Genomic DNA, 18,833 nt, shown 5'->3' on the forward strand with positions numbered 1-18,833 from the left:
CCGGAACAGGACTCGCGACAACCGCCGTCCTATCCGACGATCGCGCCGGTCGTCTCCCGTACGGCAGTCCCGCCCCACTGGGCGCGTGCCGAGGTCAGTGCGGTGCGGTAGGCGGCGTAGCCGTCCTCGTAGACCTCGCGGGTTCCCTGCCGCGGCTCGACGGTGTGGAACAACTGCGCTTCCGTCTCGGCCGGTTCGCCGAGGAAGCGGCGTGCCACCCGTACCGCGCCGAGCGCCCCGACCTCGTTCTCCACCGGGACCCGGATCTCCCGCCCCAGGATGTCGGCGAAGAGCTGCGTCCACGGGCCGGACCGGGTGCCGCCGCCGCAGGCCGCGAGCGTGCCGGAGAGGCCCGCGGCCTCCAGGCAGTGGCGCGCGGCGTAGCCGATGGCCTCGCACATGGCGCGGACCGCGTCGGCGCGGGTGTGGGCGAGGGTCAGTCCGTCCAACTGGCCGCGGGCCTGCGGGTCGACGAAGGGTGCGCGCTCCCCCGCGTCAGAGAGGAAGGGCAGCGCCGTGACACCGCGGGCGCCCGGCCGGCTGTCGGCGAGCAGGGCTCCGAGGTCGGCGGTGTCCGTGCCGGTGAGGGTGAGGATCCATTCGAGGGCGGCGGTGCCGACCATGGCGGGCATGGAGCGCAGCCAGCGGCCGGGGTCGGGGGTGCAGAGCGACATGCCGGCCGGTTCGGCGCAACTGTCCGTACGGGCACGGTCGGTGAGGACCTGGCAGGCGAGTGTGGTGCCGACGATCAGCAGGCCGTCGCCCACCTCCCGTACGCCACTGCCGATGGCACAGGCGGGCAGATCGTACGGGCCCGAGGTGAGCGGCAGCCCCACCGGCAGGTCCAGGAGCGCGGCCCCCAGTGCGTCGAGGCTCAGGACGGTTCCGGGGGCGGCGGGGGCGGCCAGCAGATGGGCCTGGCTCTCGATTCCGCAGGCGGCGAGCGCCTCGGGCGCGTATGTGCGGTTCACCGGGTCGAGGAACGGAAGTGTCGCGTCGGAGGCGTCCACGCTGATCCGGCCGGTGAGGCGCTGGGCCACGGCGTCCACGCAGTAGCCGGCGACGGCCGCGCCGCGGAGGCTCTGCGGTTCGTGTTCCTGCAGGTGGGCCAGGAGCGGGGCGTGGCAGCCGGGGAACATGCCGGAGCCGGTCCGCGCGTACACCTGCTGCACGGTGCCGTCCGCCAGCCATCGCGCGACGTGGTCGGCGGCGCGCCCGTCCATCCAGGAGATGGCCGGACGGACCGCGCGGCCCTGCCCGTCGCGCAGCCACAGGCCGTCGCCCTGGCCGGTGAGGGCGAGCGCGGTGGGTGGCGCGGGCAGTGCGGCGGCGGTCTCCCGTACGACCTCGGCCACCGTACGCACGACGTCGTCGAGGTCCTGCTCGACGCGGCTGCCGGGCAGTCGTTCCAGGTGGCTGCGGCGGGTCGCGGTGGCGAGTGGCCGTCCTTCGCTGTCGAAGGCGACGGCCTTGGTGACGGAGGTGCCGATGTCCACGCCGATGATCACGCTCATGGCCGCGCGGCCTCCTGGACCTCGGGGTTGGCGGGATGGGCGAGCTTTTCGCCGCGTACGAAGCGGCCCGCCTCGGCGGCTGTGATCGCGGCGGCGCGGTGTGCGGTCTGCCGGGTCGCGCCGGCCAGGTGCGGGGCGGTGACGACGTTCGGCGCGGTGTGCAACTCCCATTCGGCGGGCGGCGGTTCGAGGTCGTAGACGTCGAGGCCGAGGGCTCCGATGCGGCCGCTCCTCAGCAGTCCGGGCAGCGGGGCGTAGTCGAGGAGACCGCCGCGGGCGGAGTTGACCAGCACTGCGCCCTCGGGGAGCAGCCTGAGCTTTTCGGCGTCGATGAGGTGGTGGGTCTCGGGGGTGAGCCTGGCATGCAGGCTCACCACGCTGCTGCGTGCCAGGAGTTGGTCGAGGGAGACCGGCTCGACGCCGTCGGCGCGGGCTGCGACCGGATCGGCGTACGGGTCGGCGACCAGGACATGGGCGCCGAAGGCGCGCAGGACGCGGGCGACGATGCGGCCGATGGCTCCGTATCCGACGAGGCCGACGGTCGCGCCGTCGAGTTCGGTGCCCGCTTCGTCATAGGCGTAGAAGTCTCCGCGCCACGTTCCGCGTTTCAGCTCGGCGTCGGCTGTGGTGATCCGGCGCATGGCGGTCAGCATCAGGCCGACGGCGAACTCTGCTGCCGCCGGGGCGTTGCGGCCGGGTGCGAAGGAGACGGTGACGCCGTGCCGGGTCGCGGCGGCGAGGTCGACGTTGACCGGGCCGCCCCGGGAGACGGCCACCATCCGGAGATCCGGACAGGCGGCGAAGACCCGCTCGGTGAACGGGGCCATCTGTGTGACGCAGAGGGCGGCGCCGTCGAGCGCGGCGATCATCTGCTCCTCGGTGCCGCTGGCCTCGTGGACATCGCCGACCGGGCCGAAGGGCTCGTGCGGCCAGGGCAGGGTGAGTTCACCGATCTCCACCGCGCCGCCGGGTCCCTCCGTCGTGCCGAGTTCTTCGCGCAGGGCGGTACGGAGCAGACCGGGGAGGACGAAGTGGTCACCGGCGGCGAGGATGCGCATGGGCTGGGCCCTTCTTCGGATCACGGGGGCACGGTGCGTCAGCGGTGCCGCACCTGCCCGGCCGCCGCATCACTATCATGGGCTTTGATAGATTTAACATCATCGTTTTGAAGAATCAATGGGCCGACACGGACCCGGGGCGCCCCGTCCCGGGCCGGTGGCGGCCCGCTGCGAAGGAGCGCGATCCGATGGAGGCCCGGCTGCTGCTCGTACGGCACGGCGAGACGCAATGGCATGCCGAGAACCGGTACGCGGGGGTCTCCGACGTACCGCTGACCGCCAAGGGCCTCGCGCAGGCGGAGGAGCTCGCGGAGTGGGCGCGGTGGCGCGGCGTCGACGCGGTGGCCAGCTCACCGGTAAGCCGGGCCCTGCTGACGGCCGGCCCGGCCGCGCGGTCGCTCGGCGGCGGTCCCGAGGTGGTCGAAGCGCTGCGCGAGGTGGACTTCGGCTGGGGCGAGGGGCGCACCATCGCGGAGATGACGGCCGAGGACCCCGAAACGGTGCGGCGGTTCCACGAGGACGCGGAGTCCGGAGCCTTCCCCGGTTCCGAGGCGCCGTCGGCCGCCGCGGCCCGCGCGTCCCAGGCGCTGCGAGCTCTGGCACGTCGCCATCGTGGGGCCACGGTCCTGGTGGTCGCGCACAACACGCTGCTCCGTATGGCGCTCTGTTCGATGCTGGGCATTCCGGTGGGCCGCTACCGGCTGGTGTTCCCCCGGCTCGACAACGCGGCGGTGACGGAGATCGAGGTGAGCGGTGACCGCACCGCCCTGCGGTCGCTGAACGTCCCCACCCGGCCGGCCGCTGCGGGCGGTACGCGAAACTTGGCCGTATGACGACGACCGGCGCCCAGGCCCGCAGGCAGATCATCACGGAGCACGTCCTGGCGAACGGGACCGCGACCGGCGCCGAGCTGGCGGAGCTCACCGGCGTGAGCCTGATGACCGTGCACCGTGATCTGGACGAGCTGGCCAGGCGCGGGGTGCTGCGCCGTTTCAGGGGCGGGGTGTCCGCGCTGCCTTCGACCGTGTTCGAGTCCAATCTCGACTACCGGCTCGGGGTGAACACCACCGAGAAGGACGCCATCGCGAAGACCGCGGCCGCTCTGGTCGAACCGGGTATGTCGGTGATGCTGGACGACTCCACGACCGCGCTCGCGCTGGCCGCACTTCTGGTGGAGCTGGCTCCGCTGACGGTGGTGACCAACGCGCGGCGGGTCATCGACCTGTTCGCGGGCCGGGACGGGATACGTCTGATCTCACTGGGCGGGGAGTACTCGCACCCCCATGACTCCTTCCTGGGCGTCGCGTGCCTGGAAGCCGTCGAAGCGCTCTCCGTGGACATGGTGCTGGTCTCGACGTCGGCGATGGACGCCCGGATGACGTACCACCAGGAGCAGGACGTGGTGCTGGTCAAGCGGGCGATGCTGGCTTCGGGTACCCGGAAGGTCCTGCTGATGGACCGTACGAAGCTGGCCAGGACGGCACTCCACCGGCTCGGCCCGGTGGAGGACTTCGACCACCTGGTGGTGGACGACCGGGTGGACGCGGAGCTGTTGGCCGCTCTGCGGGAGCGTACGGATGTCAGAGTCGCGGCCACGGGCCGATAACAGCGATTCTTAAAGTATTGCGTGTTAATTTCACAGACGTCATGATGCGTTCTCGTCGGGGCTGTACGCCCGTGGGCCGATGACACCTCACTGTGGAGGCACGAGCTATGCGCAGCACCGCCGCAAGTACCGCCGCACCTACGGGAACGGTCTGGGACCGCGCCGGTATCCCCCGGCCGCTCCTGTTCGGCTTCATCGGGGTCCTGATCTTCATGATCGGGGACGGGGTCGAGTCCGGGTTCATCGCTCCGTTCATCAAGACCAACGGCGCGGGCAGCGAAGTCCGTGCGAGCTATGTGATCACGGCGTACGGCGTGACCGTCATGCTCGCCTCCTGGCTGTCGGGCGCACTGTCCGAGCTGTGGGGGCCGCGACGGGTGATGCAGATCGGGCTGACCGTCTGGATCGTCTTCGACGTGCTGTTCCTCTCGCTCGGCGCCGCGCAGGGCAACTACCCGCTGATGCTGGTCTTCTACGGGCTGCGCGGCTTCGGCTATCCGCTCTTCGCGTTCTCGTTCCTGGTGTGGGTGACCGCGACCGCGCCGGTGGCCAGGCTGGGTGCGGCCGTCGGCTGGTTCTACTTCGCCTTCACCGGCGGGCTGCCGACACTCGGCTCGCTCACCGCGTCCGTCACCGACCCGCTGTTCGGGAAGTTCGGCACGCTGTGGATCGCGCTCGGTGTGATCGCCGTGGGCGGGGCCTTCTGCCTCATCGGGGTACGCGAACGCACCGGGTTCTCGCGGCTGGCACCGCCCGGCGTCCGGCCCGTCCAGTCGCTGACCCGCAGCCTCTCCATCGCGTGGACCCATCCGAAGGTCACCGTCGGCTGCGTCGTCCGCATCATCAACACCGCGCCGCAGTTCGGCCTCTGGGTGATCCTGCCCGCGTTCTTCACCGACGAGATGGGCTTCACGGACGGCGACTGGCTGCGGCTGCTGTCGATCATGTTCGCCACCAACATCTTCTTCAATCTGCTCTTCGGGGTGGTCAGCGACCGGATCGGCTGGCGCACCACCATCGGCTGGTTCGGTGCGGTGGGCTGTGCGCTGAGTGTCCTCGCGCTGTACTTCGTGCCGAAGCTGCTGACCGGGAACTACTGGGTCGCGGTCGGTGTCGGCATGGTCTACGGCGCCACGCTCGCCGGATTCGTGCCCATCTCCGCGCTGATGCCGTCGCTGGCACCCGGGAACAAGGGCGGCGCGATGGCCCTGCTCAACCTGGGCGCGGGCGGCGCCGCCTTCGTCGGTCCCGCGATCGTCTCGCTCTTCCTCGGTCCGCTCGGCCGGGACGGCGTGGTCCTGATCTTCGCCGGTCTGTATGTCGTCGCCGCTCTCCTGACGCTCTTCCTCAAGCTGCCGAAGGCGTCGGAGGAGGCCATCCAGCAGGGCAAGTCCCTGCACGATGCCGCCGGCGACGAACCGCTCACCGCCCCGGCCACCTGAGCCGCGTATCCCGCAGCCGTCTTCCGCGTACGAGAGGCCCCTCCCACAGATGAGTTCCGCCACCGGTGCCCGGCCCGCGCCCGTCCCCGTCGTCGCGGGCGTCGACGTGGCCACCGCCGCGGTGCGGGTGGTGTGCGCGGACGCCCGCGGCCGGGTCCTCGCTGAGGCCCGGGCCCCGATCGCCCCGCCGGAGCGCCGCGAGGGCGGTCGCAGTGAGCAGGACGCCCGGTCCTGGTGGCCCGCGACGGCGGACGCCCTGCGGCGGGCGACCGCCGCGCTGCCCGGCGGCGGCCGTGAGGTGACCGCCGTCGCCGTGTCCGCCACCTCGGGCACCCTGGTGCCGGCCGGTCCTGACGGCGAACCGGCCGGACCGGCCCTGATGTACGACGACCGGAGCGCCGCCGATGTCAACGCGCGCGCCCAGAAGTTGGGCGCGCCGCGCTGGCGGGCGCTGGGGCTGACGGTCGGTCCGACGGCCGCGCTGGGAAAGCTGGTGGGATTGGCGGCCCGGGCACTCCCCGGCCAACTGGTGCTGCACACCCCGGACCTCATCGGCCTCAGGCTCACCGGACATCCGGTGGCCACCGACTGGAGCCACGCGCTGAAGTCCGGCTACGACCCGCGTGCCGGCGAATGGGCCACCGAGGTCTTCGACGCGTTCGATGTGCCCTCCCGGCTGCTGCCCGCCGTCCAGGCCCCCGGCACGCGGAGCGGGACGGTTTCGGCGCGGGCCGCCGCCGAGACCGGGCTGCCCGCCGGCTGCGAGGTCCGGCTCGGGATGACGGACGGCTGCGCGGGCCAGATCGCCACCGGCGCGGTGGAACCCGGCCGCTTCGTCGGGGTACTGGGGACGACGTACGTACTCAAGGGCGTGACCCGCGAGTTGGTCACGGACCCGGCGGGCGCCCTGTACAGCCATCGCCACCCGGATGGCTGGTGGCTGCCGGGCGGCGCGTCGAACACGGGCGGCGAAGCCGTCGCCGGGGTGGCAGCGGCCCGTCTGCCCGGTCTGGACGCGGCGGCGGAGGCACGGGGTCCGGCCGGCTGTCTTGCTTACCCGCTGCGCCGCGAGGGCGAGCGGTTCCCGTTCGTCTCCGGCGCGGCGCGCGGCTTCAGCGTCGGGACGCCGCGGGACGAGGCGGATGAGTACCGGGCGGCGCTGGAGGGGGTCGCCTTCCTGGAGCGGCTGGCCGTGGAGCGGGTGCAGGCACTGGGGATCGAGGTGCGGGGTCCGCTGTACGCGGCGGGCGGCGGCAGTCGCAGCGCCGTGTGGAACCGCATCCGGGCGACGGTGCTCAACAGACCGCTGAGCGTGGCGGAACGGGCCGAGACAGCGTTCGGCGCAGCCCTGCTGGCCGCATCGGGCACGCTCCATCCGGACCTCTCCGCTGCTGTGGCGGCGATGGTGGGCGCGGGGCGGACGGTCGATCCGGTGGAGCGGGAGCGGGCCGCACTCGACGCGTCGTACGAACGGTTCGTCACGGAACTGGTGGCCCGGGGGTGGCTGGGCACGGCATGAGTCCCGGCGCTCGGGCGGTGCCTGCTTGTGGCTGCTTCGGCGGGCTGCCCTACGACCGGAAGCGCCGGACGAATCGGCGCTGCCAGGGGGTTTCCACGGCGTGCGGGTCGTAGTGCTCGCGGACGTACCCGACCGCCTCGGCCGGCGGCACTCCGTCCAGTACGGCGAGACAGGCGAGAGCCGTGCCGGTGCGGCCGCGGCCGCCCTCGCAGGCGACCTCGACGCGCTCGTCCGCCGCGCGTTCCAGCGCCTCGCGCAAGGCGTCCGCGGCGGCGGCGCGGTCGGCCGGCAGCCGGAAGTCGGGCCAGCGGATCCAGCGCGACTCCCAGTCGACGGCCGCCGGTTCACGGCCCAGCAAGTACAGGGCGAACGTGGGTGCGGGACCCGCCGGGAGCGGCCGGCGCAGGCCCCGCCCCCGGACCAGGCGGCCCGACGGCAGGCGCAGTACACCGGCCGCGGACGGGTTCCAGGTCTCCACCGGTTCCGGCACCGCGCCTCCATGGATCGGCGGGGACCGCCCTGCGGCGGCCCCGTACGGTCCATCTTCACACCGCCCGGAGCCTGTTCGCAGCCATCGGACGGGATCAGGGGGCCCCGTACTCGTGGAAGCCCCGCCCTGCCTTCTTGCCGAGCAGGCCCGCCTGCACCATCCGCAGCAGCAGCGGCGGGGGCGAGTACAGCGGTTCCTTGAACTCGTCGTACATCGACTCGGCGATCGCATGGACGGTGTCGAGGCCGATCAGGTCGGTGAGCGCCAGCGGCCCCATCGGGTGCGCACACCCCAGGACCATGGCCTGGTCGATGTCGGACGCCGATGCGAACCCCGATTCCATCATGCGGGTGGCGGAGAGGAGATAGGGGACGAGGAGCGCGTTCACCACGAAGCCGGCGCGGTCGGTGGAGCCGATGACCTGTTTGCCCAGCCGGCTGGTGACGAACTCCGCCGCCCGGCGCCGGGTCTCGTCGGCGGTCAGCAGTGAGGGCACCAGCTCGACCAGGGGCAGCACCGGGACCGGGTTGAAGAAGTGGATGCCGATGACCTGCTGGGGGCGTGCGGTGGCCATGCCGAGTTTCGCGATGGGCAGGGACGAGGTGTTGGACGCGAGGATGGCCTCCGGGTTCTGGACCACCTTGTCCAGTGTGGCGAAGACGTCCGCCTTGATCTGCTCGGTCTCCGCGACGGCCTCCACCACCAGCTCCCGGTCGGCGAACTCGCCGAGGTCGGTGGTGAGCCGCAACCGTGCGATGGCGGCCTCGCGTTTGGGCTCGGTGAGCTTTCCGCGCCGTACGGCACGGGCGAGCGACTGCTCGATGCGGCGGCGGCCAGCGGCCAGTGCCTCGTGGCCCGTCTCGGCGACTACGACGTCCAGTCCGGCCCTCGCACACACCTCGGCTATCCCGGAGCCCATGAGCCCCGCGCCGACGACGCCTACCTTGTGGATGGTGTCCATACGAGCGTCTTCTCCTTCTCTGCGGCCCGTGCCGGAGACGGGGCCGGGGCGGGCCGGGCTGTCATACGTGGTGGAGTGCGGGGCCGACGGCCGCGGTGTCCGGGTCCAGTCCCGCGTCGGCGGTCTCGACCACGCGGAGTTCGGCGCCGAGGTCCAGCGAGCGGCACGCCAGCAGGTAGACACCTGCGGCCACCGGCAGACCGACGACCATGGTGAGGTCGGCCCCGCCGACCCACCGGGCGGCCGGCCCCATGGCGCTGCCGACCACGGCGAACGGCATCATGGCGAGGAAGCTCACGCTGTACGCGGTGAGGCCGCGCCAGCTCCACCGCCCGTAGACACCGTGCGGGTTGAAGATCTCCCTGATCGAGTAGCGGCCGCGCCGCACCACGTAGTAGTCGACCAGATTGATCGCCGTCCACGGGGTGAAGAGGTAGCCGAGCACGACCAGGAACTGGCTGAACTCCTGGAGGAAGCTCGCGTCCGAACCGAAGGCGATGGCGGTGGACATGGCGCCGACGACCAGCAGCGCCACCACCCGTTTGGTGACGGTCGGCCGGACCCGCCGGATCGAGTCGACGCTGGAGAGGAGGGTCAGACTGCCGCCGTAGAAGTTCAGGGTGCCGATAGAGGCCAGCGGGACGACGCAGATGATCAGCAGGGTCACACCGAAGCCGGGGAAGAGTTCGTTGCCTGCGGAGATCACCGAGTCGACCAGATCGGCGTGCGGGAACAGACCGGCGGCGACGGTCCCGACCAGCATCATCCACGCGCCGCCCACCCAGGCGCCCAGGTATGTCCACCAGAAGGTGGAGCGCACCCCCACCGTCGGGGGCAGATAGCGGGAGTAGTCGGAGACATAGATCGACCAGGACATCTGGTAGACGGCAGCGGTGAAGAACTGGATCAGGAAGGGGGTGAGCGCGAAGGCGCCGAGATCGGTCTGACTGCTGGTGAAGGGATTGACCAGCAGCACTCCCACCGTGAAGAGCGCGAGACCGGCCAGGGTGATGTAGGTGAGCCAGCGCGAGGCCCGGTGGATGAAGTCGTAGCCGACGATCGCCAGCACGATGGCTACGACGGCGTACCCGACGTAGCTCACCCCGGATGGGGTGCCGGCCAGGTGCCCCATCGTCTCGCCGACGAGGATCTGGTTGAAGGCGGTGTAGCCGACATAGGTGGTCAGGGCGACCACCCAGACCAGCAGGGCGCCGACAAAGCCGAACTGCGGCCGGGACTGCACCATTTGGGGCAGCCCCAGCTGCGGTCCCTGCGCGGAGTGGAAGGCCATGAAGAAGGTGCCCAGTGCGCTGCCGAGTACCACGGCTATCGCGGTCCAGATCAGGTTGCCGCCGAGGGCCACGCCGATGGCGCCGGTCGCGACGGTCGCCAGATGGGCGTCGCCGACGAACCACACCGGGAAGAGGTGCCAGACCTTGCCGTGCCGTTCGGCGAGCGGCACGTAGTCGATGGAGCGGGTCTCGATACCGCGTCTCCGGTCGGGAGCGGCGTCCGGCTTCGCCGGAGGGTGGGTATGCGGCGCGTCTTCGGTCATACGGCTTCACCTCATCAAGTGCGGTCGACGCGGGATGTCCTCGCGGGATGTACGGCCCTCCGGGCGTGGGCCCCGGGTGTTCCGGGGCTCCCGGACAGGGCCTAAGCGGTGCGGTTGAGCGCGGCGTACGCGAGCTGTTCCAGCAGCAGCGCGGCCTCTCGCGGCGCGTCCGTGGCCGCGCCGATCACCTGCTTCGCGATGGAGACGGCGAGCGGCGGCTGGGCGGCCAGTTCGTTCGCGATCTCCAGCGCCCGGCCGAAGTGCCCGCCGACCGGGGCCACTTCGCTGATGAGCCCCCAGGCGTGGGCCTCCGCGACGGGCATCCTGCGGCCCCGCAGCACCAGGTCTCTGGTACGGGCCGGGCCGACCGCCCTGACGAGCCGGGTCACACCGCCCGAACTGGGCAGGATGCCGATCCCCACCTCCGGCAGGGCGAAGACCGCCGACTCGTCGGCGACCCGGATGTCGGCGGCGAGCGCGAGCTCCAGGCCGCCGCCGAGGCAGTACCCGGCGATCGCGGCCACCGTGGGCTGTGGGAGGGAGGCGAACTCCTCGTACACCGCGCCGGATGCCCGGTAGTACGCGGTGATCGCCTCCGGTGTCATCTCCCGCAGCTCGCCGACGTCCGCCCCCGCGGAGAACACCCGGTCCCCGCCGGTGACCAGCACGGCCCGGCCGGCGCGCACCAGAGGCGAGCGGAGTGCGTCGAGCAGCGCCGTCTCCAGGCCGGTGGAGAGGGCGTTGAGCTTGGCCGGGCGGTTCAGGGTGATCACGGCGACCTCGCCGTGCAGCGCGGTCTCCACCGTGCCGTCGTTGTCCCCGGTACCTGCGGAGTGGACTCCGGGACCCGTGGTCGTGCCGGTGTCGGGGCGGGCGTCGGCGTTCACTCAGGCCTCCGTGCTGAAGTTGAGCAGGCCGGACAGGCCGCGCTTGTTGATCTCGTTGGCGATGACCAGCCGCTGGATCTCGGAGGTGCCCTCCCAGATCCGGTCCACACGCAGCTCGCGCCAGAGCCGCTCGACCGGCTGGTCACGCATGTAGCCGCGGCCGCCGAAGATCTGCACAGCGCGGTCCGCCACCCGGTTGGACGCCTCGGAAGCGGCGAGCTTGACCGTGGCCGAGCGGGCGTGCAGCGTCTTGCGGTCGGCGCCCTGGTCGAACTCCCAGGCCACCTGGTGGGTGAACGCCCGGTTGGTGGTGATGTCGACGACCGAGTCGGCGAGCATTCCCTGGATCAGCTGGCGGTTGATCAGCGGCTCACCGCCCTGGACCCGCTCCCTGGACCAGTCGGCGGCCAGCGTCAGGGCACGTTCCGCCGCACCGATGGTGCGGGCGCCGATCATCAGGCGCTCCTCGGTGAACCAGTCCCGGGTCAGGTCGTATCCCTGGCCGACCTCGCCGAGCACGGCGCCGGCTCCCACGCGTACGTCCTCGAAGAGGAACTCGGGGTGCTCGTAGACGAAGGTGTGGGTGTAGCGGGGGGTGCGCTTGACGGAGACCCCGGCGGTGTCCTTGTCGATCAGGAACAGCGTGGGGGCGTTCTGCGGCTGGACCTTGGCCAGCACGATCAGGAAGTCGGCCGCGTCGCCGACGGTGACGAACCACTTCTCACCGTTGATGACGTATCCGTCGCCGTCCGGGGTCGCGGTGGTCGCGATACGGGAGGGGTCGGAGCCCGCGTCGGCCTCGGTGATCGCGACGGCGTCGCGGCAGCGGCCCTGGATACCGGGGAGCAGATACCGCTCGCGCTGCTCGGCCGATGCGGCCCGCAGGCAGTTCGCGGGACGCCAGACCGTGTCCCACAGGGCGTTGGTGAGCTTGCCGAGTTCGTCCTGGACGACGACCTGCTCCAGGATGGTGAGGCCCGCGCCGCCCCACTCGGCGGGCATGTTGATCGCCTGGAGTCCGCTGGCGAGGACCTCGTCACGGATCGCGGCGAGTCCCTCGGGCGTCAGGCCGTTGTTGGTCTCGCACTCGTCCTCGTACGGCATGATCTTCGAGGTCAGATCGGCCGCACGCTGCTTCAGTTCGGCGAGCCTCGGGGTGTATGCGAACTGCACGGTTCTCCTCCTGCTGTTGGTGTGCCGATGGTCGTGGTGGGTGGTTGTGGTGGGTGGAACGGTCAGTCCGCGAGGACGATCCGGGCGTCCAGGCCGAGGCAGCCGCCGGGGGTGGCGAGCAGCGGATTGACCTCCAGTTCGGTGATCTCGGGGTGCTCGGCCGCGACCGCGGTGATCGCGGCGACGGCTTCGGCGAGCGCGGCGATGTCGACGGGGGGCCTGCCGCGTACGCCGTGGAGCAGCGGGGCGGCGGCGAGCCGGGAGAGCAGTTCGCGGGCCTGCCCGGTGTCGAGCGGGGCGAGCGCGAACGCCACGTCCCTCAGGACCTCGGTGGTGACACCGCCGAGCCCCACCATGGCAATCGGCCCGAAGCGCGGGTCCCGCTGCACGCCGACGATGAGTTCGACGCCGTCGCGCAGATCGGCCATCCCCTCGACGCAGAAGCCGGGCGGCCCGAGCCGCTCTGCCATGTCGTCCACCGCGGCGCGTACCGCCGGCTCGTCGGTGAGGCCGAGCGCGACCCCGCCGGAGTCGGACTTGTGCAGCAGGCCCAGGGCCTTGACGACGACCGGGCCGCCGATGGCGCGGGCCGCGTCGGCGGCCTCGTCGGCCGTTCCGGCCAGCCGGGCGTCGGGGAAGCGGACACCGGCGCGGCGGATCAGCTCACGGGCGGACCAGTAGCCGTCGTCGGCCGCGGCGGGCGCCGGGGCGGGGAGCGGCCGGAAGTTGGCGTCGGGTACCGAGCGCCGGGCCAGCAGCGCCAGGCTCTGCGCGGCGTCCTCCACCGCCCGGAACACGGGCACACCCTGGCGGCGCAGTTCGGCGGCGGCGGCGCTGTCGGAGCACATGGTGTGCACGGCCACCGGCTTGCCCCGGTGGCGTACGTGCTCGCCCATCGCGAGAGCGGTGCCGACCTCGGCGGCGGCCAGTTCGGGGCCGTAGTCTCCATAACCGCCGAAGTAGCCGGTGACCAGCACCGCGTCGGTCCCCGGGTCGGCCAGCAGCAGATCGAGCGTCCGGGCGAAGGAGGTGATGTCCTGCTCCCCCGCGCCCGCCAGGTCCACCGGGTTGCCGACGCCCGCCGACGGGGGCAGTTCGGCCCGGAGCGCGGCGGACAGCGTGGTGCTGAACTCCGGGCAGCCCAGGCCGTGTGCCTCGGCCAGGTCGGCGGCGACCGAGGCGTGGCCGCCGCCGTCGGCCAGTACGGCTACCCGGCGGGCCGGAGCCGGGCCGAACCGGTGCAGCCCGCTGAGCAGATCGGCCATCTGCCGTGCGCTGGCGACGCGGTCGACCCCCGCCGCCCGGCAGGCCGCGTCGATGACGGAGCTGTCGCTGGTCAGGGCGCCGGTGTGGGATTTGGCGCCGCGTACGGACGCCTCGCTGCCGCCGACCGTGAGCAGCACCACCGGTTTGCCCGCGGCGACCGCGTCGGCGGCGGCCGAGACGAAGGCCCGGCCGTCCCCGAAGTCCTCGCAGTAGACGGCGATCAGTTCGGTGCCGGGGTGGTCGGTGCAGGCGCGGATCAGGTCGGCCGTGCCGAGGTCGGCCTGGTTGCCGAGGGAGGCGAACCGGGAGAAGCCGAGGTCGCGTTCGGCGAGGAAGCGGCTGAGTTCGAGCGCCATGTTGCCGCTCTGCGAGATCAGGCCGACCGTGCCCTGCGGCAGCGGGTTGGAGGCAAGGTAGAGGCCACTGGTGCTGTCGAGGACGCCGAGACAGTTGGGTCCGAGCAGTGCGGCGCCCGCGTCGCGGACCCGGGCGGCCAGCGCCGCTTCGCGGATCCTGCCCTCCTCCCCCAGCTCTCCGAAGCCCGCCGTGATGCCGACGATCGCCCGGGCGCCGACCGCCAGCGCGTCATCGACCGCGGCCTCGAATCCGGCGGCGGGGACCGCGATGACGACCAGGTCCACCGGTCCCGGCAGGTCGGCCAGGCTCCGGTACGTCGATTCGCCGAGCACCGGCTCGCCGCGCCGGTTGACCAGGTACACCGGCCTGCGGCCCTTCATCCGCAAGGCCTGCACACTGATCCAGTTCCCGTACTTGGAACGGTCGTTGCTGGCGCCGACGATGGCCACACCGCCGGGGTCGAACAGTGCGTCCAGGTCACGTGCGGTCATGCCTGGACCTCCGGGGAGAGCGCGGGGACGGGGTGCCCGGAGCCCCAGGCGTCGGCGCCGCCGTCCACGACGACGGTGGTGCCCGTCACGTAGGCGCCACCGGGTGAGGCGAGGAAGGAGATGACGCCCGAGACGTCCTCGGCGCGGCCGAGCCTGCCGAGCGGGACGCCCTGGGCCCAGCGCTCGCGGTCCTCCTGGGAGTAGTTGCCCGCGAGACCCTCGGTGGCGATGCTGCCGGGCGCCACGCAGACGGAACGGATGCCGTAACGGCTCCACTCCAGGCTGAGTCCGGCCGCGAGGTTCTCGACGGCGGCCCGCGCCGCGGACGCGTGCACCATGCCGGGGATGCCGCGGCGGGGCGAGAAGGCGATGAAGAAGACCGCTCCGGACCGCTGGGGGATCATCGCCCGGCGCGCCACCTCGCGGGTGAAGGTCCAGGTGGCGTCGACGGCGAGGCGGTGCACCGCGCGCCAGCCGTTGGGGCTGATGTCCTCGGCGGGGGCGGTGAACTGTCCGCCCGCGTTGTTGACGAGCACATCGATCCGGCCGAAGGCGTCGAGCGTACGGTCCACGACCTCGGTAATCTGCTGCTCGTCGCGGATGTCCGCCGGGACGGCCAGGCAGGTGGCGCCGGTCGCCTCGACCGCTTTGCGGGTCTCCTCCAGCGGCTCGGGACGGCGGCCGCAGAGCACGATGTCCGCACCGCCCGCGGCGAGATCGAGCGCCGTGGCACGGCCGATGCCGGTGCCGCCGCCGGTTATCAGTGCGACCTTCCCGGCGTGCACGTCCGGCCGCAGCACGGTGGCCGCTGGCAGGGGTGAAGTGCTCCCCACTGAGCTCCTCCTCGGTTCGGTTCCCTGGGTCGGGCTGAACGTTTGACTGATGCGTCAGTTAGCTCTCCCGCGGCAGACCCTGTCAAGGGGGTGGGCAGTTCTTTCCGCCGGAGCTTCCACCCTCAACTGGCCTGCACCAGGGGGTTCTGCGGATACCGGCCCGCTCCCCGTACGGCCGCTGTCAGGCACTCGCTTGCCTTTGACTGGCCCGTCAGTATGCTGTTCGGAGATCAGGCCCGATGGTGCGAGAGCGACGCAGCGGCGGGGGAAGCCGGACCACATGACCAGGAGAAGCGGCATGGCGCGTCAGCCACGCACGGACGAGGACCGCAGGGAAGCGATCCTGGAGGCCACCTGGCAGTTGATAGCCGAGCGCGGGTTCCACGCCGTGCGGGTCTCGGACATCGCCCGCGTCTGCGGCACCAGCACCGGCACCGTGCACTACTACTTCCCGGGCAAGAGCGACGTGCTCACCGAGGCGCTCAAGTACTGCGTGGAACAGGCCTTCAACCGGCAGAGCGTCGAGCTGCGCCGTATTACCGGCGCCCATGAGCGGCTGCTCAAGCTGATCGACATGCAGCTCCCCAGGGTGGGCTTCATCCGCGACGAGTGGTCGATCTGGCTCCAGTACTGGGCGGAGTCGGTGGTCCGGCCCGAATTCCGGGCCGCGCACAACGAGTTCTACGCCCGCTGGCAGGAGACCGTGATCCGGATCGTGCGGCGCGGGCAGTCGCAGGGCGTGTTCCGGGCGGAGGTGGATCCCGAGAACGTGGCGCTGCGGCTCACCGCGCTGACCGACGGAGCGGCGATCCAGGTCCTCACCGGTGCGCCCCGGATGACGACGACCGTGATGCGGGAGCTGCTGGTCGACTTCGTCCAGCGGGAACTGGTGGCGTAGACGGCGGAACCCCGACGCGTTGGGCCCGCGCGCCGCCCCGTCCGCCCTCCGTCCGCTCTCCGTCCGCTCAGATCTCGGCCCGGATCCTGCGTCCCACCGCGGTCCCTCGTAGCCGGCGTACGGCGGAGGCGAGCTGCGGATGGCGTTCGCGCAGCTGCACGGTGCGGCGGTCCAGTTCCTCGGTGAGCCGCTCGGCGCGCTTCTCGACGTCGAGTTCGTCCAGGATGCGGTCGACCTCGGCGAGCAGCGCGCCGTGCAGCTGCCACTGGCGCGGGTGCTGCTGCACGTTCGCCAGGAGGAGATGCGCGACCCGGTCGCGGGTGACCCCGGCATCCTCCAGCGCGGCCGTAAGCCGGGTCTCGGCGTCCTCGGCGCTCTGCGCGACCGGCGTGGTGATCAGTACGGCGAAGCTCTCGATGGCGTCCGCGAGGTTCTTCATCAGCTCCCGCAGAGCCGAGGCCACATCGTCAGGGAAGAGCGGCTCGTCGGTGCGCTCCTTCGCCAGGTCCGTCATCGTCCGGGTGAGGACCCGCAGTACGACGGCGCAGATCTCCAGGGTGTCCAGGCCGGTGCGCAGCACGACGCGCGACAGCAGCCCCTGGCGCACCCGTGGGTTGAGCAGCAGGCTCTCCTCGGCCTGCCGGAGCGACGCGTCCACCTCGACGATGTCGTGGTCGAGTCTGCGTGCCTCGTGCAGCCGTGCGGCCGCCTGCTCGACCGGGATGTGTCCGCTCGCCTCCGCACCGATGGAGCGGAGCATCCTGCCCATCGACTCCGCCATCTCCTCGATGGAGCTGCCGGCGGACTGGACCCAGACCGGCGGTGCCAGCAGCAGATTGAAGAGCAGTCCCACCCCCGCACCGATCAGCGTCTCCAGAATCCGGTCCCAGGCGGTGGCTGCCACCTGGGAGACACCGAGCACCAGCATGGAGCTGATGGCCACCTCGGGTACGAACTCGTACACGCGCACGAACCGCCCCACGATCAGCGCCGTGAAGATCGTCAGGCCGAGGCTCCACCACGTCAGTCCGACGAGCGTGCTGAAGCCGCTGGCCAGGAGCACTCCGACGACGACGGCGTTCACGCGCCTGATCCCCGTGGTGAGTGTCGCGTAGAGCGTGACCTGGACCACGAGCAGGGCGGTCAGCGGTGCGGTGAGGGGCGCGTGCTGCGGCAGGGTCACCAACGCGACCACGTACGCGATGACCGCGGCCGCCGTGGACCGGAGGGTCTGTGCCCCGATCGGCTCCACGCTCCAGCGGACGAGTTTGACCACGGGTGCGGACACCTCAGGCATTCCATGTTCCTTCCTGCGCGGGTGGTGTGCCTCCGTGCCCCGGCGGCGGCGCACCCGTCCACACACGACAGCGGCCAGTGTGACGGCGCCCGGCGCCGACGCGCCGACAGGCGCACCGGGGTGTCGCGGCGGCCCGGCGGGGCGGGAGCGGGAATCATCGGTGGGTCGCCGCGTACGGAGCGCCGGCGGCGGGTGCCCCGTGGGGCGCCCCGAACGGAGGCCCCCGATGTCACGGGACTACCGTGGTACGGCCCCCACGGCGGTCTTCGCGGGCGGGTGCGAGAGGTAAGGATGTCTGGAATGAACCTGCCGGATCTGACCTTTTCCCGGTTCCCGGCCATGTGGCAGCTCGACGGTCCGGCTCTGCTGCTGGTCCTGGTTCTGGGCGGGCTCTACGGCTGGGGAGTGGTGCGGCTGCGGCGGGGCGGCGAGCAGTGGTCCACGGGCCGTACGGCCGTCTTCGCCCTGCTGGGTCTCGGCACGATCGTGGTGGCCACGATGTCGGCGCTCGCCGTCTACGACGAGGTGCTGTTCTGGCCGGCCGCCGTGCAGAACATCCTGCTCGACCTGATCGCCCCGCTCGGCCTGGCGCTCGGCGACCCGCTGTCGCTGGCCTGCCGTGCGCTGCCGGAGCGCCCGTCGGCCCGCCTGCGCCGTGCGGTGACCGGCAAGTTCGCCCGGCTCCTGGCTTTCCCCCTGGTCAGTTCGCTGCTGGTCCTGGTGTCGGAGCTCTGTGTGTACTTCACGCCGTACTTCGAGACCGCGCTGCGCCATGGCGCGCTGCACCAGCTGATGTATTTGCAACTCCTGCTCGTCGGGTCCCTCTTCGTGCTGCCTGTCCTCACCGAGGAGGCGCTGCTGCCCAGCTGGTGCAGCCATCCGGTGCGGGCCGCGATGGTCTTCTTCGACGGGCTCATCGACGCGGTCCCCGGCATCGTGGTGATGACCAGCGGCACACTGATCGCGGGCACCTGGTACGCCCAGCACTCCCCCGCCTGGGCGCCCGATGTGCAGCGGGACCAGCAGATCGGCGGCGGCGCGATGATCACGCTCGCCGAGCTGGTCGGGGTGCCCTTCCTGCTGGTGATCTTTGTGCAGTGGGTACGTTCCGAACGGGCCAGGACAGTGGCGCTCGACCGCCGCCTGGACGCCGAGCTGATCCCTGCCGCGACCAGCGCCGCGCCGGTTCCGTCCAGCACCTCGGCCGTGTCCCCGGCGGCGTCCTCGGTCGCCGCGCAGGAGAGCCCGGCCGAGCCCGAGCGGGTCCGTCCCTGGTGGGAGTCCGACGGCGGGATCGTCGGTGACCGGATGCGCCAGGGCCGCCGTCCATAGCCCCCCGTCACCCGAGCCGGAAGCCACCGCCATGAAGCTGGTTCCGCCCGGTAAACCGGCCATCGGCATACTGGGGTGCGTCATGCGGTGCGGGCCACCGTGGCCCGCAGCCACCGGCGCGACCGGACCACCAGGTCAAGAGGGGTATGGGCAA

The 18,833-nt window shown here is 71.8% G+C and carries 16 protein-coding genes; 6 read left to right on the forward strand and 10 right to left on the reverse strand.

From position 1 onward, the window contains the following. Positions 1-29: 29 nt before the first annotated feature. Entirely contained in the window at positions 30-1,514 is a 1,485-nt protein-coding gene (locus tag OG452_RS00865) for an FGGY-family carbohydrate kinase (RefSeq protein ID WP_327293638.1), read from the reverse strand. Beyond that, a complete protein-coding gene (locus OG452_RS00870) occupies positions 1,511-2,572 on the reverse strand; it encodes a 2-hydroxyacid dehydrogenase (RefSeq protein ID WP_327299471.1) in 1,062 nt (353 codons plus the stop codon). The genes OG452_RS00865 and OG452_RS00870 overlap by 4 nt, the downstream gene beginning before the upstream one ends. Positions 2,573-2,760: 188 nt before the next feature. Between OG452_RS00870 and OG452_RS00875 the strand changes: the two genes are divergently transcribed. From OG452_RS00875 to OG452_RS00890, 4 genes are all read left to right on the forward strand, one after another. Further along, positions 2,761-3,405 carry a histidine phosphatase family protein gene (locus tag OG452_RS00875; protein WP_327299472.1) on the forward strand — a complete coding sequence of 215 codons (645 nt, stop codon included), beginning with the start codon at positions 2,761-2,763 and terminating at the stop codon, positions 3,403-3,405. Beyond that, the gene (locus OG452_RS00880; protein WP_327293639.1) at positions 3,402-4,178 is read left to right on the forward strand and encodes a DeoR/GlpR family DNA-binding transcription regulator; all 777 of its coding nucleotides are present in this window, start codon (positions 3,402-3,404) and stop codon (positions 4,176-4,178) included. The genes OG452_RS00875 and OG452_RS00880 overlap by 4 nt, the downstream gene beginning before the upstream one ends. A 107-nt stretch (positions 4,179-4,285) precedes the next feature. Beyond that, positions 4,286-5,620 (forward strand): MFS transporter, encoded by a 1,335-nt coding sequence (locus tag OG452_RS00885; protein ID WP_327293640.1) that lies wholly within the window; start codon positions 4,286-4,288, stop codon positions 5,618-5,620. Between the two features lie 49 nt (positions 5,621-5,669). Continuing rightward, the gene (locus OG452_RS00890) at positions 5,670-7,139 is read left to right on the forward strand and encodes an FGGY-family carbohydrate kinase (RefSeq protein ID WP_327293641.1); all 1,470 of its coding nucleotides are present in this window, start codon (positions 5,670-5,672) and stop codon (positions 7,137-7,139) included. Positions 7,140-7,188: 49 nt separating this feature from the next. Here OG452_RS00890 and OG452_RS00895 read toward each other — a convergent pair whose 3' ends face one another. The 7 genes from OG452_RS00895 to OG452_RS00925 form a co-directional block, all read right to left on the reverse strand. Next, positions 7,189-7,629 (reverse strand): protein-tyrosine phosphatase family protein, encoded by a 441-nt coding sequence (locus tag OG452_RS00895; RefSeq protein WP_327293642.1) that lies wholly within the window; start codon positions 7,627-7,629, stop codon positions 7,189-7,191. Between the two features lie 94 nt (positions 7,630-7,723). Beyond that, positions 7,724-8,590 carry a 3-hydroxybutyryl-CoA dehydrogenase gene (locus tag OG452_RS00900; protein WP_327293643.1) on the reverse strand — a complete coding sequence of 289 codons (867 nt, stop codon included), beginning with the start codon at positions 8,588-8,590 and terminating at the stop codon, positions 7,724-7,726. A gap of 61 nt (positions 8,591-8,651) precedes the next feature. Beyond that, complete coding sequence (locus tag OG452_RS00905; protein WP_327293644.1) at positions 8,652-10,145, reverse strand: purine-cytosine permease family protein; 1,494 nt, start codon at positions 10,143-10,145, stop codon at positions 8,652-8,654. Positions 10,146-10,246: 101 nt separating this feature from the next. Further along, positions 10,247-11,032, reverse strand: a complete 786-nt coding sequence (locus tag OG452_RS00910; RefSeq protein WP_327293645.1) for an enoyl-CoA hydratase/isomerase family protein — start codon at positions 11,030-11,032, stop codon at positions 10,247-10,249. Beyond that, complete coding sequence (locus OG452_RS00915) at positions 11,033-12,205, reverse strand: acyl-CoA dehydrogenase family protein (RefSeq protein ID WP_327293646.1); 1,173 nt, start codon at positions 12,203-12,205, stop codon at positions 11,033-11,035. A gap of 62 nt (positions 12,206-12,267) precedes the next feature. Beyond that, positions 12,268-14,319 carry an acetate--CoA ligase family protein gene (locus tag OG452_RS00920; protein ID WP_327293647.1) on the reverse strand — a complete coding sequence of 684 codons (2,052 nt, stop codon included), beginning with the start codon at positions 14,317-14,319 and terminating at the stop codon, positions 12,268-12,270. Continuing rightward, complete coding sequence (locus OG452_RS00925) at positions 14,316-15,152, reverse strand: SDR family oxidoreductase (protein ID WP_327293648.1); 837 nt, start codon at positions 15,150-15,152, stop codon at positions 14,316-14,318. The genes OG452_RS00920 and OG452_RS00925 overlap by 4 nt, the downstream gene beginning before the upstream one ends. Before the next feature lie 298 nt (positions 15,153-15,450). Here OG452_RS00925 and OG452_RS00930 point away from each other — a divergent pair, with 298 nt between their 5' ends. Continuing rightward, on the forward strand, positions 15,451-16,050 hold the full coding sequence (locus OG452_RS00930; protein WP_327293649.1) for a TetR/AcrR family transcriptional regulator: 600 nt from the start codon (positions 15,451-15,453) through the stop codon (positions 16,048-16,050). 67 nt (positions 16,051-16,117) lie between these two features. Here the strand turns inward: OG452_RS00930 and OG452_RS00935 are convergent, their stop codons facing one another. Next, positions 16,118-17,347 carry an aromatic acid exporter family protein gene (locus OG452_RS00935; RefSeq protein WP_327293650.1) on the reverse strand — a complete coding sequence of 410 codons (1,230 nt, stop codon included), beginning with the start codon at positions 17,345-17,347 and terminating at the stop codon, positions 16,118-16,120. Between the two features lie 300 nt (positions 17,348-17,647). On the opposite strand from OG452_RS00935, the gene OG452_RS00940 reads away from it, so the two are divergent. Then, the gene (locus OG452_RS00940; protein ID WP_327293651.1) at positions 17,648-18,679 is read left to right on the forward strand and encodes a cytochrome c oxidase assembly protein; all 1,032 of its coding nucleotides are present in this window, start codon (positions 17,648-17,650) and stop codon (positions 18,677-18,679) included. Positions 18,680-18,833: the final 154 nt, after the last annotated feature.

This window comes from Streptomyces sp. NBC_01197, assembly GCF_036010505.1.
Lineage (GTDB): Bacteria > Actinomycetota > Actinomycetes > Streptomycetales > Streptomycetaceae > Streptomyces.